This is a genomic window from Microcoleus sp. N9_A1 (assembly GCF_036701795.1).
Taxonomy (GTDB): domain Bacteria; phylum Cyanobacteriota; class Cyanobacteriia; order Cyanobacteriales; family Microcoleaceae; genus Microcoleus.
In genome coordinates, this window is record NZ_JAUBRI010000001.1 from 160,590 (window position 1) to 175,965 (window position 15,376).

14 protein-coding genes are annotated in these 15,376 nt (G+C 45.7%); 8 read left to right on the forward strand and 6 right to left on the reverse strand.

Going from position 1 to position 15,376, the window contains the following annotated elements; translation table 11 throughout:
* The first annotated feature begins 21 nt into the window (after positions 1–21).
* The 5 genes from QUA58_RS00610 (at position 22) to QUA58_RS00630 (ending at position 6,796) form a co-directional block, all read left to right on the forward strand.
* On the forward strand, positions 22–162 hold the full coding sequence (locus QUA58_RS00610; protein WP_333392636.1) for a hypothetical protein: 141 nt from the start codon (positions 22–24) through the stop codon (positions 160–162).
* A complete protein-coding gene (locus QUA58_RS00615; protein WP_333392637.1) occupies positions 146–2,281 on the forward strand; it encodes a caspase family protein in 2,136 nt (711 codons plus the stop codon). Before QUA58_RS00610 ends, QUA58_RS00615 begins: the two co-directional genes overlap by 17 nt.
* A gap of 185 nt (positions 2,282–2,466) precedes the next feature.
* On the forward strand, positions 2,467–4,065 hold the full coding sequence (locus QUA58_RS00620) for a penicillin-insensitive murein endopeptidase (protein ID WP_333392638.1): 1,599 nt from the start codon (positions 2,467–2,469) through the stop codon (positions 4,063–4,065).
* A 152-nt stretch (positions 4,066–4,217) separates the two neighbouring features.
* Positions 4,218–6,605, forward strand: coding sequence for a CHAT domain-containing tetratricopeptide repeat protein (locus QUA58_RS00625; protein ID WP_333392639.1), 2,388 nt, complete (start codon positions 4,218–4,220; stop codon positions 6,603–6,605).
* Between the two features lie 38 nt (positions 6,606–6,643).
* Positions 6,644–6,796 (forward strand): hypothetical protein, encoded by a 153-nt coding sequence (locus QUA58_RS00630; RefSeq protein WP_333392640.1) that lies wholly within the window; start codon positions 6,644–6,646, stop codon positions 6,794–6,796.
* A 165-nt stretch (positions 6,797–6,961) separates the two neighbouring features.
* Here the strand turns inward: QUA58_RS00630 and QUA58_RS00635 are convergent, their stop codons facing one another.
* Positions 6,962–7,561 carry a glyoxalase-like domain protein gene (locus QUA58_RS00635; protein WP_333392641.1) on the reverse strand — a complete coding sequence of 200 codons (600 nt, stop codon included), beginning with the start codon at positions 7,559–7,561 and terminating at the stop codon, positions 6,962–6,964.
* 120 nt (positions 7,562–7,681) lie between these two features.
* Between QUA58_RS00635 and QUA58_RS00640 the strand changes: the two genes are divergently transcribed.
* Positions 7,682–8,086: a gamma-glutamylcyclotransferase gene (locus tag QUA58_RS00640; protein ID WP_333392642.1), complete on the forward strand. Its 405-nt coding sequence runs from the start codon at positions 7,682–7,684 to the stop codon at positions 8,084–8,086.
* 4 nt (positions 8,087–8,090) lie between these two features.
* Here the strand turns inward: QUA58_RS00640 and QUA58_RS00645 are convergent, their stop codons facing one another.
* Both QUA58_RS00645 and QUA58_RS00650 read right to left on the reverse strand, forming a co-directional pair.
* Positions 8,091–8,825 carry a response regulator transcription factor gene (locus QUA58_RS00645; protein ID WP_333392643.1) on the reverse strand — a complete coding sequence of 245 codons (735 nt, stop codon included), beginning with the start codon at positions 8,823–8,825 and terminating at the stop codon, positions 8,091–8,093.
* Between the two features lie 48 nt (positions 8,826–8,873).
* A complete protein-coding gene (locus tag QUA58_RS00650; protein ID WP_333252135.1) occupies positions 8,874–9,461 on the reverse strand; it encodes an ATP-binding protein in 588 nt (195 codons plus the stop codon).
* 222 nt (positions 9,462–9,683) lie between these two features.
* Here QUA58_RS00650 and QUA58_RS00655 point away from each other — a divergent pair, with 222 nt between their 5' ends.
* Complete coding sequence (locus QUA58_RS00655; protein WP_333392644.1) at positions 9,684–12,107, forward strand: NACHT domain-containing NTPase; 2,424 nt, start codon at positions 9,684–9,686, stop codon at positions 12,105–12,107.
* Positions 12,108–12,318: 211 nt separating this feature from the next.
* On the opposite strand, the gene QUA58_RS00660 is transcribed toward QUA58_RS00655, so the two are convergent.
* From QUA58_RS00660 to QUA58_RS00670, 3 genes are all read right to left on the reverse strand, one after another.
* Positions 12,319–12,924 (reverse strand): zf-HC2 domain-containing protein, encoded by a 606-nt coding sequence (locus tag QUA58_RS00660; RefSeq protein WP_333248229.1) that lies wholly within the window; start codon positions 12,922–12,924, stop codon positions 12,319–12,321.
* Positions 12,925–13,064: 140 nt separating this feature from the next.
* Positions 13,065–13,724, reverse strand: coding sequence for a sigma-70 family RNA polymerase sigma factor (locus QUA58_RS00665; RefSeq protein ID WP_333392665.1), 660 nt, complete (start codon positions 13,722–13,724; stop codon positions 13,065–13,067).
* A gap of 100 nt (positions 13,725–13,824) precedes the next feature.
* Entirely contained in the window at positions 13,825–14,316 is a 492-nt protein-coding gene (locus QUA58_RS00670) for a molybdenum cofactor biosynthesis protein MoaE (RefSeq protein ID WP_333392666.1), read from the reverse strand.
* Positions 14,317–14,948: 632 nt separating this feature from the next.
* Here QUA58_RS00670 and QUA58_RS00675 point away from each other — a divergent pair.
* Positions 14,949–15,332, forward strand: a complete 384-nt coding sequence (locus QUA58_RS00675) for an SH3 domain-containing protein (protein WP_333248232.1) — start codon at positions 14,949–14,951, stop codon at positions 15,330–15,332.
* The last annotated feature ends 44 nt before the right edge of the window (positions 15,333–15,376 follow it).

Here is a 15,376-nt window from a genome sequence, read left to right on the forward strand (position 1 = left end):
TTTTCAAAAGAAAAAAATAAAATGCCAAGATCACTTGAAATCTTCGGCGATGGTCGCGTGTACGAAATAAAAGACGACCTAGCCGTTAAAGTCACGGAGACAAACGGGCAAGTAAAAGCATTAATCGATGGAGTAATGAATAAAAATGACCGAGCTACCTGAGAAAAAACCGAATATTTATGCCTTATTAATTGGCATTGATGGCTATAAGCCGAATCGGTTGTACAAGGATCTTAAAGGATGCGTGCGTGACATCAATCTTGTAGCCGACTACCTTTTAAAGACGGTTAAAATTCCATCCGAACGGATTTTTAGGCTGACTTCTCCGAATCCTGAAGTTGCTCAAACGATCGCAACCAAAGACCCGGAACCAACTTATGCAAACATTGTGGCGCAGTTTAAAGCCATTACAGAACTAGCGCAAGCGGGAGAGCAAGTATACATTTACTACTCCGGCCACGGAGGACGGGCGACAACCATCTATCCAGAACTCAAAGGCGTTGACCAAGAAGATGAAGGTATTGTGCCCTCAGATATTGGCGCTGGAGGTCGTTACCTACTCGATGTGGAATTGGCGATGCTGTTGAAGCGGATGACAGACAAAGGGTTGATTGTCACACTTATTATGGATAGCTGTCACTCTGGAGGAGTAACCCGAGGTGATGGTGCTATCCGAACTGCACCAGAAAGCGACAAAACACCGCCAAACCAGGAAAGCTTGGTTGCTTCGCTTGAGGAGTTGAGCAAAAACTGGAAAACTCTAACTGAAAAAGTAGATGGTGACATTGCATGGGTTCCTCCCATAAAGAATTACCTTCTTTTAGCAGCCTGCCGCCCCAATGAGTTGGCTTATGAGTATGCGTTTGACGGTAAAGAGCGACATGGAGCGCTGACTTACTGGCTAATTCAGACTCTGGCGACGAGTTCTACAGCATTGAGTTTCAGCAAACTGTACGATCGCGTTTGTGCTCAAATTCAGAGTAAGTTCCCCCAACAGTTACCCATGTTAATAGGTGACGGCACTCGCGCAGTATTTGGGAACGAGCACTTACCGCCTCAGTACAGCGTGACAGTTATCAATGTAGATGCCAAACAAAAGCAAATTACCTTGAATGCCGGATTAGCTCAAGGACTCAGCAACGGTACGCGATTTGCTATTTATCCACTGACTGCCACAGATTTTTCCAACAGGCAACAACAACTGGCGATCGTAGAAATTGTAGAGGTTCAAGCTTCAAAATCAGTGGCTAAAGTTCTCGAACCAAAAGACGGAGGCATTGAGGTTAGAGGAGAGATCAAAATCGAACCGGGCGCTCCTGCTGTCCTGGTAGCTGCACCAGTCGCTCTGGTGAGTCGAGTCCTCTTGTTAGATAACAAAGAAGCAGGTGATAAGGAGCATCAATTACCAACCGAGTTAGTTGACAAACAACAGGCAGCTTTAGAGAAAGTTCGGCAAGCTTTGACAGGGAATGGTTGGGTTGTTGAAGTGAAAGCAGGCGATGAGCTAAAGTCTCACTATCAAATTGCGGTTGGCAGAGATGGTGAGTACGAAATTTCTCGTGAAACTCCCGTGAACAACTTAGGAACTCCACTACAAATTGACGCTTCAGAGGCGGCGATCGCAGTTGTCAAGCGCTTAGTTCACTTGGCAAAATATCAAACGGTACAAACACTAGATAATCCATCTTCAGAACTTGCAACACACGTTGAATTTGAATTAGTAGACGAGAACAGGCAACCATTTGCCGAGCCGAGTAACATCGTCTTAAAACAGGGTAAAATCGTATTCTTACGTGTTAAGAATACATTTTTTCAACCGCTCAATATTGCTGTTCTCGATCTAGAGTCCACTTGGGCTATTTCTCAATATCCCATCGATGGAAATCCAGATATCTTCTTTCCACTAGATGACAATCAACAAATATACCTCAAAATGCGTCCTGCTTTGCCAGCAGGAGATGATGACAAGCCAGCCAAAGAAACTCTCAAGTTGTTTGCAACTCGCGGCCTGGCGAACTTCCAGTGGCTAACTTTACCTGCTCTTGATGTAGATTTGGGCCAAAGAGGAGGAAATCTTGAAGAAAAGCTCGATCGGAAAGTAGAAGAACTTGAAGGAAAGGGAAAATCTACCAATATCAGTCCTCTCAACAATCTGTTGAGTATTATCGGTGCTGATGTTGATAAGGCGCTGCCGCCTAAGTTAGCCCGTGCGATGGTTTACGAACCCGATCCGAATGCTGAGTGGCTAACCAAGCAGGTGACATTTACTATCACAAAATAATAGTTTCGGAAAGAAGCTGTCAAATAGCTGAGAGTTTAAAGTGGCTAATTTTAGCGAGCTACTTTTTAGATTTTGACAGCCTCTTCAACCGTGAGATTTTGTGCGATGCAGAATAGCTTGAAAGTTAAAGATCGTGTGGAGCGATCGCCCTCAATTAGATTTCCTCAAAACATAAGGAGTAAAAAATGACTACAGTACAGCCGACAGGTTTTGGGTTCCCCGAACAGGAATTACCCTGCACAGCAGATATTGGCTTGACTGACGAAGAAATCGATCAGTTTAGTTGGGGAACTAGGGGTATTTTTGAACCAATGCCCAGCGTCGGTCCCGGATTTGAGTGTTATGGAATACTTGAAAAGCGGTTTGGGCGGTTGGAAGTGATTCAAGCGCTTAGACACGTATGTTCCCAATGGGCTAAGGCATTTCCCAACGGGCCTCGAATTGGTATTGGCAATATTAGTTTTGCCGGAGGCGGACTAATGCCTCCTCATGTCTCTCATCAGCAAGGAGTAGATGTTGACCTTGCACCTGTTGCCAATACGGAAGAAGAGATTCCACTCACCTGGAATCACCCTAAATATTCCCGTCAACGGACTCAGAAACTTGTAGATTTGCTCCGCAGCAACCCGATTTTAGATATTCGTGCCATTCTTTTTAACGATCCAGATATCACAGGGGTAGAACCTTGGCAAGGACATGACAACCACTTGCACGTCAGTTTCTTCCCCTCCGGAATCAGTCCAGAATCTCACAGTAGCGACCAACAAGGAGATCTCCGGCTCGTTGTTCCCAATATGGAAGGAGCGCGAGTACGCAAACTTCAGGAAGATTTGGTAGAGATTGGAATCAACATCAAGATAGATGGTATTTTCGGGTCAAACACAGATGCTGCCGTTCGCCAGTTTCAACAAAATCATGGTCTTGAAGTTGATGGCATTGCTGGGATAGTCACTCAGGCAAAACTAGCGCAAATCATTCGGGGACAGAAAGGCATTTCTAAAGGTTCGGCGATTAGTCTCCAAGACATCATCGACCAAAACAAATTCATTCCCTTTGACGATCTGAACTCTGGTTTGTTAGTTGACGATCTGGACTTGTGCCAGGAAATTCAAACTATCTTGCGCGCCAATGGTTTCCTGAATGTTGTTGATGGTCTTTACGGCCCTATGACGCGGGAGGGATTGCGTCGCTTCAAGGCTAGCCGTCAACTCGGTGGTGGGGACGTACTTGGTCCCACGACTGTTAAGGCTCTGCTCGATGCTAAACCCGGTTCTGGAATCTTGCCTAACTGGCCCGGAGGCGACAAGAAGGCTGCTATTCAAGCAATTATCAAGGAAGCACGTCGGCAAGGTATTACCAACAAATCTCAAATTGCCTATATCCTCGCAACAGTTCAGCATGAAACAAATGATTCTTTTCAACCTGTTCGAGAAGCCTATTTCTTGGGTGAACCAAAAGCGGAAAATCATCGTACAACTCTACGCTATTACCCCTATTATGGGCGGGGCTATGTTCAGTTGACATGGGATTACAACTATCGAGAGTATTCAACTCTGCTCGGATTGGATTTAATTAATAAACCTGATTTGGTCATGCGCCCTGACATTTCACTATTCATCCTGATTGATGGCATGAAGCGAGGAGTTTTCACTGGCGTTAAGCTAGATGACTACATTGATGGCAGCTTTGTGGACTTCTACAATGCTCGGCGAATTATCAATGGTGAGGATGAAGCACCTCGAATCGAAAATTATGCTGTGAGCTGGCAGACAAACTTGGCTTAGACGCAGACATTTGCGATCGCCAAACAATAGTTTCCGAAAGAGGCTGTCAAATAACTGAGAGTTGAAAATTGCTAATTTTAGCGAATTAATTTCCAGGTTTTGACAGCCCCCTCAGCTTAAAAAGTAATTTGTAAAACCACCCAAAACCAGATATGAATAGTTACGAAGAAATCGTATCACTGGCAAATCAGGCAGGTATAGCTATGGTAAGACAAGACTACCAAGCTGCAATAGCAGCCTATGCCAGTGCCTTGAAAATAGCCAAGAATCTGAGGCGATCGCGCCTGGTTGCAGTTCTCTTCTATCGCCTCGGAGATACCCTGCAAGTCAAGGGCGAGATTCAGGATGCAGTGATTGCTTATGAAACTGCCCTGCGTACTTTAGAGGAAGGGACTGGCTCTGATGCAGACTCTATTGTCGATCGCCTGAGCCAAGTTGGTAAAGGCTTCTACAACAATCCTCAACCTGTTCCCGATCTCTACCGTCCCAAAGTTGCTGAGACACTCAAAGCTGATGAAGACGACCCTACACTAGCTATTAAGCTCTGGCTGAATATTGGTAACACCTATCTTCAGCAACCTCAGGAAGGACCTGCACTGAACGCCTATGAACAGGCTCTTAAATATCCAGAGATGGCTGCAAACCCACTGCTGAAAGCTTACGCGATCGCCAACATGGGAGAGATTCATCGCCGACAAGGAAAAGTGGATATCGCCGAAACTGAACTCACTGAAGCGATTCAACTTCTCGATCGACACGGCGATGCCCTAGAGAAACGTCGGGCACTAGCATTTTTGGCTGGAATTGCCCGCGATCGCCTACAGTTTGACGAAGCGATAACGCTTTACCAGCAGGCGTTATCACTCTATCAGAAGGCAAACAATGCGCTGGGCATGGGAAGAACTTATGCAGGATTAGCGCGAGTCTATTTGGAACAGAAACGCTACCCAGATGCACAACAAACCTTCCAACAGGCTTTACAGTTGGCGCAAGCTCAAAACGATGGGGAAACTTTGTGGCTTTCGTATTGGGGTTTAGGCTGTTGCCAGCATATTGCTGGAGAATTCAAGGAGGCGATCGTCTCTTTTGAAAAGAGCTTATATTTGATTCACGAACGGCAGGGGGCTCTTCGCACCGATGAGGGAAAAGTGACGTTTCTCGATAGTGTGAAAGATGTCTATGACAGGCTGCTGACAGTACATTTGGAACTTGCCAAAACCGGAGGCGAGAACTACCAAGCTGCTTTGGAGGTTGCTGAAAATGCACGGGGACGATCGCTACTAGACTTGATGGGGGGAAACGAACGCCGCTCTTGGCTTACCGGTCTGACGAAATTAGCTCCGGGAATCGACGTGAGGCAATCAGCTAGAGGAAGCGGCTCCAATCCCCCAGATTTAGAAGCTGAGGAAAATCAGCCAATCCGCGAATTATTGCCACTAGCGAGATTAATCTTTTATGTTCTCCTCGATCGCACAGCCGTCTTTGCGGTAACACCTAATGGTGAGGTGTACGGTCACGTTGTTCAAGTAGGATGTCATGAAATTGAGGCTCGTGTTGCTCTTCTGCGAAGGGCTCTCAAAGTCGATGAAGCAACTCGTGGACTTGAAGTCCGGCTAATGGTTCCAGTGCCCGACGATCCGGCGCTGGATGTTGCACCGATTAACTATGAAATACTCCTCCAAAAGCTGTACGCTGAACTGATTGCTCCAGTTGCAGATAAATTGCCCACAAATGGAACTCCTCTTGTGATTGAACCCCATGAGGCATTGTGGCTAGTTCCCTTTGCAGCGCTTCAGCTTGCCGATGGCACCTGGATGGGCGATCGTTGGCCGCTTTTGTACGCTGCCTCAGCCCAAACCCTGGACGAAATTCGTCGGGAACCGTGTTATGCCACTCTGGATCAGTCCAAAATTCTGGTTGTGGGCAATCCAGTCATGCCGAAAGTGACAACTCAGCAGGGTTATGAAATTACGCTGAATCCCTTGCCGGGTTCCGAACAGGAAGCTCGATCGATCGGGGAATTCTTAGGTGTGCGCGAGCATAAGTTACTAATTGGGGCTGAGGCAACCGAAGCCTCTGTGAAGACTTTAGCCTTAAACCACAATATTCTACACCTTGCTACACATGGCTTTGCATACACAGAAGATCCTCTAGCATCGTTCGTGGCATTGTCGCCCACTCAAACTGAAAATGGATTGCTCACAGCTAGAGAAGTGGCATCGAACGCATTGCTTCCTGCTGACTTGGTGGTTCTCAGTGCCTGCCAGACTGGGCTAGGGCGAATCTCAGGTGATGGAATGTTGGGACTGAGTAGGGCATTTTTGATTGCAGGAGCCAGAACGATTTTGGTGAGTCAGTGGAGCGTCAGCGACGAAGCAACCGCCCATCTGATGGTCGCTTTTTACAAGCACTACTTCTCCTTAGAAACACCAAATAAGGCTGTGGCACTCCAGAAGGCGATGCAATCTTTACGATTACACCCAGAGTACAGCCATCCCCGCTACTGGGTACCGTTTGTGTTAGTTGGAGCTGAAATCTAGTTTTTATCAGAAATTAAGTTAAGCGATCGGAAACAGTTATGACTGAGCTAACCCAAGAAACAAAAAACCTCGATCGAGCAATGATTTTGGAAGCCGTAGAATTTGAACCTGTCAAGCTCTTGCGATTGCTCGTAGTAGTAATTGGCATTAACGAGTATGTACACTGGCAAAAACTCAAGAATGTGGTCTGAGAAATCACTCAGCAGTGTCACTAAGCTACTTCAAGTTATTATTACCAAACCCTCAATGTAAAGATGGAGTGATATCAATTCCGGCACAGCCGGAATGATATTACTTAACAAAAGAAGCCAGGGGCAGCGCGCGAGATCGTTTTACCTTTAATTAGAACGACCTACTTAATTACTAACCTCAGCCATTTCAATCACGCGGCCGTCATAATCCTTGACCAAAAAATTCAGTGGCTTTTCCCGGCGAATTTTATAACTAATGCCGCGAGTTTGTACCCTCATCAATAGCTGATCCAAACAATCGCGATCGAAACAAACATGACGTTCGCGATTTTTTTCCCCTACACCGGCCCCGCTAATAATGTGCAGTTGGGTATTTTTCATCAACTGATACCACAAACCCTCGGGACTCCCCATCGTTTGAGAGCTCGTTGCCCTCCCGACATTCGGCGACAAATACAGCGGATCGATACCAGTTGTCCCCAAAGTTTGCTCGTAATTGTAGTAGTAGTGCAGCGGCACTTCTGCTACGGGCAGGTTTAGCATACCTTCATAGAACTCCCTCGCTTGTCCGAGATCCGATACCATCACCGTGTGTACCTTCGGAGCACTGGTGAGAAACATCCACATCGCCCCCGCATAAGCGGCCAGCAGCATCACCATAATCCCTTGAGTCGAAAACAAGCTGTCGAGGGGCAGGTCTGGCAAAAAAGAGCTCACGTACAAGGGCTGAAGTCCAAAAGCAATAAAACTAACTGTTAGAGTCATGAATTATAAGAAAGGGTAAACAACGAAATTTATCAAGATTGCCGTCGCGATCGCCCGCGAGACTTAAACTATTAGCTTAGCCATCTATGTTAGCAAAAACTAGCGGTTAAGCCCTACCCGATGAAAGTCTTTGTCTACGGCACTCTCAAACCCGGGGAGTGCAACTACCTCCGCTATTGCGAAGGAAAAGTTGTGGATGCTTGCCCCGCGATCGCCCGCGGTCAACTTTTTGCCCTGCCGATGGGCTATCCTGCGATGATGGCCGGAGATGGCACAGTCTGCGGTTTTCTCCTCTGTTTCGCAAACTCGGCTATTTTGGACGATTTAGACCGATTGGAAGACTATCATCCGCTGCGGGAACCGACACAAAACGAATATCAGCGACAGGAAATTGAAATCTTAGATCGACAATTCAAACCTCTAGGCACGGCTTGGGCTTACTTCATGCTACCCGATCGCGTTCGTGCTCTAGGAGGCATCTGGCTGCCCGATGGGACGTGGGAAAATAGGTTTTTCACAAAATAAGGCGTTAATGCCGATGAGCTGAGGAAATTGCCATTGCCGCGGGCGAGGGCGGCTCGAACCTGTAACCAAAACCCCGAACCGTTTTAATCAACTGCGATCCTGTAGCATCAACTTGAATCATTTTTTTGCGAATCTGACCGATATGTACGCTAACAACTTTCTCTTCTTCTGTGCTGTTGCAGTTCCAACCCCAGATTTTTTCGATTAGCTGTTGGCGACTCCAAGATTTACCGGGATGACTTGCCAAAAAATACAAAATATTAAATTCCAAGGTTGTTAACTTGATAATTTTGTCGTTGAGTGTTGCTTCTCGACGCGCTGAATCGATCGCGAATCGATCGAATACAATACGTGATGGAGTAACACACCTCATCCGTCTCAACACCACTTCTATACGAATTGCTAACTCCGCCAGACCAAATGGTTTGCAGATATAGTCATCAGCACCAGCGGACAGGACTTTAATTTTATCAGCTTCGTCTGTGCGGCTGCTGAGCATTATCACAAAAACATTAGTACGGCGCTGCATTTCCTGGCAGAGGTGATAGCCTGTAGTATCCGGTAAATTCCAATCGAGAACTACTAGCAGTGGCTGGAATTTCTCAAACAATGTTAAAGCCATTTCGCCATCTGCTGCCGAATCTACTTGATATTTCTGATTTAAAAAACGATGAACTAGATTGCGAATGGGTGGATCATCATCCACAACTAGAATTTTGGGAGCAGTATTAGTAGTCATCACAAAAGAAATATTTTTCTTATTAGTTAAAGGTTGAAAATTACAGATTTAGTCAAGCATAAATCCCAGCTCGCTCCAAATAACAGGCAATTCTTCAAGCAACTTAGCTTGGAGGTCAAAAGGCTCTCCCATATCCCAAATTTTGACTTCTAGGCGTTCGTTAAATACGGTGATTTCAAGGTCTATCGGAGTTTGAAATGGCAGATTTTTGTGTGCGTGGCGAACAGCATTTGTAAATCCTTCTATCGTAGCAAGTTTGCACTGCTGCAAAACTGCTTCGGGAATGGGTAGATCCTCTAACTGCTCGACCCACCATAAAACTTGTGCAACACTATTGAGGTCAGTGTTTAGTTGAAGGTGAATTGTTTTAGTTGGCTGATTGTAACTTCGATAAAAGTGGCGATTGTGTCCTTTTTTAAATCCAAAATTCAAGCTGTTTAAAAAATTAACTATCCCCTGCAAATAACCAGATAGATTCGTCTGCTGGGGTGGTATTATGTCGGGCTGAAAGTTTTTCACAATTAACAGACAGTTGCGATTGTCAGAAGTGCGTGTATAGCTTAGCTTGTCGGCAATTTTGCTAATAAGTTTTATGCCAATTCCACGGGACGGAATTTCATTAATATTATTTCTCATGTTGCTATCCTTTCTCATCATTTAATAGGTGATTTTTAGAGACACAAGAGAGTTGCATTCTGAAGGATTAATTTTGCATGATTTATGCCTGACTTGTCTCCTATGCCGTGCAGTTGTTGTCCTTATCATTTTCTCTTGGTTGCTCGGGTATTGACAAACTCAGTTTGCGATCGCTAAACTGATCTAAAATTGACATTGACAAATACAAAAGTAAATTATATAATGACGACCCTCAAAGCCTCTGACGAGGGATTAGTAAAAATTAGGCAAGCTAGAAGAGAAAGGGGATCGACGATAGAAGACCCCAGATGGCTAGTAGAAGCTAGTCAAATATTAGAACCCGATCGCGCTTGGACAGAGGCCGGGCCCTATGCTGATGGCCTATCGCTGCCAACTTGGAGGCGTTTTTTAGCAGGAAGAGAACCAATTAAAGCCCATGCTTTTAGGGCTTTCTGCACGGTTTTGCAGTTGGATTGGGAAGAAATTGTCGATCGTCCTCCTTTAGCCTCCCCTTACCAAGGGGGGGTTGGGGGGGTTAGAGATTTTTGCCAACAGCCTATTGATTCGGTAGTGGAAGAGATACGGCAAAAATGCCACAGCAAAATCCAACAGCTTTACAGCAAAATGCAACTGTTGGATATTGCACAGCCCGTTGATGTCAGCAACCTCTACGTTGAAGTCAACATTTTGGAGGAAATTACCAGTTGGCAGCCGGGAGAAATTCGCGATTTATTGAGAGACTTCAACCCAGATGCGGATAATTTTAATCGCTTGGGATTGGGTAAAGTACGCCAGAAACGAGTACCAGGATTGGATGCGGTGAAATCTCACTCTAAACTGATGGTACTCGGCAAACCGGGCTCCGGTAAAACTACTTTTTTGAAACACATTGCCATTCAGTGCGATCGGGCAAAATTTGAAGCAAACAAAATACCGATTTTTATCCCTCTCAAAACCTTTGCTGAAATCGCTAATTTTGATTTATTAGAATATATCAGCGACGAATTTGCCAGTTGCGGAGTAGAAGGGCGATCGCAAACTGAATTCGCACTCAGTCAAGGCAGAGGTTTGATTTTATTGGACGGCTTAGATGAAGTGCCAGAATCAGATAGCGATGCAGTCGTCAGACAGATTCGTCATTTTGCCGGAAAGTATTACAACAATCAGTTTATTATTACCTGTAGAATTGCCGCTGCTAAGTACCGATTTCACGACGAAGCTTTTACCTGTGTTGAGGTAGCCGATTTTAATGATAAGCAAATCGCTGCCTTTGCGCTCAATTGGTTTGTGGCTTTTTCCCAGAATCTGGAGGCAGGGAAAGCTTTAGCATCTCAATTTGTAGAGAAGCTGACACTGCAAAAAAATCAGCAAATCAGAGAACTGGCAGTAACGCCTATCTTGTTAAATTTGACTTGCTTAGTATTCCAATCCAAAGCGGATTTTCCATCCAACCGAGCCAAGTTGTATGAGGAAGGAATGGAAATAATGCTCAGAAAATGGGATGAAACTAGAGGCATTCAACGGGATGAAGTTTATCGCGATTTGAATTTGTGCCGCAAGAAACATTTACTTGCTTTTGTAGCAGCTATTACTTTTGAACGGGGGGATTATTTTTTTGAAAAAAACACAGTTCAGCAATTGATTGCCGACTATCTAGCTAATTTGCCCGATGCCACAAATGACTCCGTTCAGTTGGAGATCCATAGTGAGGTTGTGCTGAAGGCGATCGAGGCACAACATGGCTTATTAGTGGAAAGGGCAAGAGGGATTTATTCGTTTTCTCATCTAACATTCCAAGAGTATTTTACTGCTAGAGAAATAGTTAACAATTCTGCTCCACAAGCTTTGGAAAAACTGGTCAGCCACCTAACCGAGAAGCGTTGGCGAGAAGTATTATTCTTAGCAGTTGGGATGTTGGAAAACGCTGATGACTTGTTACTGTTAATGAAACAACAAGTTGATGGACTGGTCGCTGAGGATGAGCAGTTACAGCAATTCCTACTGTGGGTAAACCACAAATCCCTTTCTGTTGATTTTCCCTACAAACCTGCGGCAGTGAGATTCTTTTACTTTTCTCTTCTCCCATCCCTTGAGCTTGCTCTTAATCGTAACCCTGAACGTTTCCTTGACCCAGCTCTTTACCTTGCCGTTAAACATACCTTTGACCCTGCTGTTGAACTTACCCTTGACCTTGTTCTTGACCTTGCCATTTTGCCTGTACTCGACGGTGCTATTGACCCTGCCCTTAGTCTTGCCCACGACATTCTTCTTATCCCTGTTGTTGAACCTGAATTGATGCAAGCACTGCAAGAACTTAAGAAACAACTACCTCGATACCCTGGTCACAAGGAAATATTTAGAGAATGGTGGCAGGCTAACGGACAAGTTTGGACTAGGGAATTAAGACAAATCATAATTTCCTATCGCAATATAGGTCACGATTGGCAATTTAGCGAACAGCAGAAGTCATTGCTGAGGAAGTATTACGATGCTAATAAATTGCTGGTATATTGCCTCAATAGCGGTTGTAATGTATCTCCTGCTGTGCGGCAGGAAGTTGAGGAGACATTGCTGTTGCCGATCGCAAATCTGCAAAAAATGGGTGACAAGTGCGATCCTCTTCGAGGGCTGCGCGATCGCGCTTAATTGCCAAACTTGCCAACAATCTTAAGATTTATCTGCGTTGCATCTGTCTCGATCTGCGGTTTCCCTATCAATCACAAAATTAGGCAATTAGCCAATCAAAACCCAGAGATTGTCAAAGGATAAATCCACCTTAAAAAACCGCGAAAAACAGCAAAAAGCCCCCGTTTTTCAGGGAGCTTAATAACTTTCGTTATTGCTCAAAACAGAAATCCTACTGCGCCTTTGGCAGTGACTTTTGAGGGGTTGCTACACCAACTTTCGGAATATCCATTATCGGTGCATTCACCCCAAGCATCAAATCGTTAGGATTAACAATCTCCACCAGAGGCTCGTTCAAAGCCACAATCAAACCGTCAGATTCACCAGGAAGGGGCGATCGAGCAAACTGGGGAGCAAACAATTGGCGGCCGCCACCGACAGCAGACACGATCGCAATCAACAAAGCTGCGATCGCACCTCCACCCCAAATCCAAGTTTGTTTCGGCTTGCGTTCCACCCGCTGCAAAACCTTCGCGGCCAACTCCTGTGCAGATTGTTCCGCAGCAGGCACCGGCATTGCCTGAAAACTCTGCTGCATCATCAGCAGTCGCGAGTACAAACGTTTCGTAGTGGGGTCATTTGTCAGCCACTCCTCAACTTGCCGGCGTTCTGTCGCCGTCACTTCACCGTCGAGGTAGGCACTTAGCAATTCAAAGCGATCGCGCATCATAGTAGTTACATTGCCCTGGGCATAATTGTTGTTAACTTGAGTTTCAGCGAGTGAATCCCCGACACCCTGCTGATTCTGATTTTTATCGGATTCAAAGTTACCACTCATAATTTCAGACTTGCTCTAATTGGGGAATCACGCACTCGCTATTAGAATGATTTACTGCTTATTTATATTTTAAAAGAGAAGTTTTGATGTCACAGCAAACATCACCAAATCTTCTTAACCCGCCTCTAAAATTACTCTTGCTAATTACCATCGAGATATTTTTGCAATTCCAACTGCAATCTTTGGCGAGCTCTAGCAATTCTAGACTTGACAGTTCCCAGAGAAACTCCGGTCATTTCGGCTATTTCCTCATAGGCTAAACCTTCTATTTCTCTCAAAACAATTGTTGTGCGGAATACTTCCGGCAAATCTGCGATCGCCACCCGCAACTGGTCGTAAAATTCTCTCGTCGTCAAATCTTCATCAGGCCCCGGACTGTCTGCCGGAATTTCCCAATCAACCTCGCCATCTTCCAGAGTACGAGGTACGTCGAGCGACAGCGGAGTTCGCACCCGCTTGCGCTTCCGCAACTCATCGTAAAACAAATTAGTGGCGATGCGGCTCAGCCAGCCCCGAAATTTAACAGGCTCTTGCAAGCGGTTAATATTGCGGTAGACCCGAATCCACACTTCCTGAGCCAAGTCTGCTCGGTCTTGCCAGTCAGGGGCCAAGTGATAGAGAACCCTGTCTACGTGGGACTGATACCGCTTCAACAGTTCTGAAAAGACCGTGGTCTCAGGTCGATTTCCTTCCTGACACCGTAACACCAAGTCATAATTAGAGAGTTTTTCGGCTGGCAATTGCACTCTTTGAACGGTCGCCACAACCGCAGACCAGGACACGGAAATAAAGTCGCTCATCGGTGGAATTGGCTCATCGAACATTCCACACTTTTTGACGCTAGCAGATCGTAACAAGTTCCCATCTTCAATCTAAACTCTAAAATCTAAAATCGATTGACTAATGCCCGACAACCTCGCACGCTCCAATACTAACCCAACTGCTAGAACCGTCGGCCCAATGTTCCTTTTTCCAAATCGGTACATTGTGTTTGAGCGTATCTATGGCGTACTGGCAAGCTGCAAAAGCCGAGTCCCGGTGGGGACAGCCAACAGCCACCAGTACGCTGATTTCGCCCACCTGCAAGTGTCCGACGCGGTGGTGAATGGCAACCCGATTGACATCGGCCCACTGGCGACGGATTTCAGTAGCGATTTGCTGGAATACTCGCACGGCCATCGGTTCGTAGGCTTGATATTCTAGGGAAACTACAGCTTGACCGTCAGTTTGGTTGCGGACTGTACCGCTCATAATTACCACGGCTCCGTTGGCGGGGTCATCTGCCAAAGCGTATATTTCCTCTACACACAACGGCGCTAAGGTAATGGCGAAGCTGTCTGATTCATGGCGTTGAGGAATTGTGGCGATCGAAAGTGCAGCGAAGGAGTTCATTGCCAAAAAAGTGGTGCTGGATAAGTTAATTGATCTTGACACAAATCAAGTCGCGATCGATCTTGCATCCTTGTCCGGGAAACTGGGTGGTGAATCTTGAGCCATATTTCGTAGCATGGGTAAGGGTTAGACGCTATTGCCCCGAACTTCTGCACAAGTGCGATCGGCTACACTATGACTGGCCCGAAGCAAATTAAGATTGTGCTTGAAGACGAGCCGGATGCTTGTTCGAGCGAGTTAACTGGCGATATTGCTGTAGCAATTCAATAAATAAACACCCAAATAAGTAGTGTCATTCGCAACTCAGTACAAGCAATCTCACACCCCAAACGATTACTTCCTCCCCTTTTGAATGAGACAGTTAAGTTTAATTCTGCCCGGAGTTCTGATCCGCGTCGGCAAAATGTTTAGCAGTGGATGTAAACTTTATTTATTTTTTTGTTCCGGAAAGCTACATAGATGACATGATATACCTGTGCAGGGTTCAGGAACATTAGCCAATACTCGGCAAAAGCAAGACCTTAACGCCCTTTTGTGGCTTTTATGAAACATAAGTTAATGGTTTGGGCTGTTAATTGAGGTTTCGACCTGAGTCTGCACCAAGAAAGGTTAACAACAATCACGAGGAAACTATGGAAGCACTAGCATTGAGCCACTCTTTTGTTGCTTATGAATCTCCAGAGTCCGAACTCCAACTGGAATTTAAAATTCCTAAATCGGCAATGGTAGGCGTTGCAGGTATGGCAGTAGCCCTGTCTGTTCTGAGTGTCGGTGGTGAAGCGCAGGCCGCAAGTTGCTACTCCCGCTGCGGCAAGAAAAGCCATCACGGCCATCACAGCTACGCCAAAGTTGTCACTAATGGCGGCCGACTGAATATCCGCAACCGTCCCAATGGCTGTTCTCATGTAATCGGCAAGTTATATTATGGAGACCACATCAAATTGACCGGTCGTTACAGAAACGGCTGGGCCCAAGTCAAAGGTGGCGGCTGGGTGTCTGCGTCCTGGATCTCCTAACTCTTAACTAGATCACTTTACATTTCTAGAAAGAGTTTTAATCG

What these genes read in the sequence shown, in the direction of transcription:
- QUA58_RS00665 (WP_333392665.1), bottom strand. Translation starts at nt 13,724, where the DNA reads ATGAGCGACTTTATTTCCGTGTCCTGGTCTGCGGTTGTGGCGACCGTT.
- QUA58_RS00620 (WP_333392638.1), top strand. Translation starts at nt 2,467, where the DNA reads ATGACTACAGTACAGCCGACAGGTTTTGGGTTCCCCGAACAGGAATTA.
- QUA58_RS00640 (WP_333392642.1), top strand. Translation starts at nt 7,682, where the DNA reads ATGAAAGTCTTTGTCTACGGCACTCTCAAACCCGGGGAGTGCAACTAC.
- QUA58_RS00615 (WP_333392637.1), top strand. Translation starts at nt 146, where the DNA reads ATGACCGAGCTACCTGAGAAAAAACCGAATATTTATGCCTTATTAATT.
- QUA58_RS00650 (WP_333252135.1), bottom strand. Translation starts at nt 9,461, where the DNA reads ATGAGAAATAATATTAATGAAATTCCGTCCCGTGGAATTGGCATAAAA.
- QUA58_RS00675 (WP_333248232.1), top strand. Translation starts at nt 14,949, where the DNA reads ATGGAAGCACTAGCATTGAGCCACTCTTTTGTTGCTTATGAATCTCCA.
- QUA58_RS00635 (WP_333392641.1), bottom strand. Translation starts at nt 7,561, where the DNA reads ATGACTCTAACAGTTAGTTTTATTGCTTTTGGACTTCAGCCCTTGTAC.
- QUA58_RS00625 (WP_333392639.1), top strand. Translation starts at nt 4,218, where the DNA reads ATGAATAGTTACGAAGAAATCGTATCACTGGCAAATCAGGCAGGTATA.
- QUA58_RS00660 (WP_333248229.1), bottom strand. Translation starts at nt 12,924, where the DNA reads ATGAGTGGTAACTTTGAATCCGATAAAAATCAGAATCAGCAGGGTGTC.
- QUA58_RS00645 (WP_333392643.1), bottom strand. Translation starts at nt 8,825, where the DNA reads ATGACTACTAATACTGCTCCCAAAATTCTAGTTGTGGATGATGATCCA.
- QUA58_RS00630 (WP_333392640.1), top strand. Translation starts at nt 6,644, where the DNA reads ATGACTGAGCTAACCCAAGAAACAAAAAACCTCGATCGAGCAATGATT.
- QUA58_RS00655 (WP_333392644.1), top strand. Translation starts at nt 9,684, where the DNA reads ATGACGACCCTCAAAGCCTCTGACGAGGGATTAGTAAAAATTAGGCAA.
- QUA58_RS00670 (WP_333392666.1), bottom strand. Translation starts at nt 14,316, where the DNA reads ATGAACTCCTTCGCTGCACTTTCGATCGCCACAATTCCTCAACGCCAT.
- QUA58_RS00610 (WP_333392636.1), top strand. Translation starts at nt 22, where the DNA reads ATGCCAAGATCACTTGAAATCTTCGGCGATGGTCGCGTGTACGAAATA.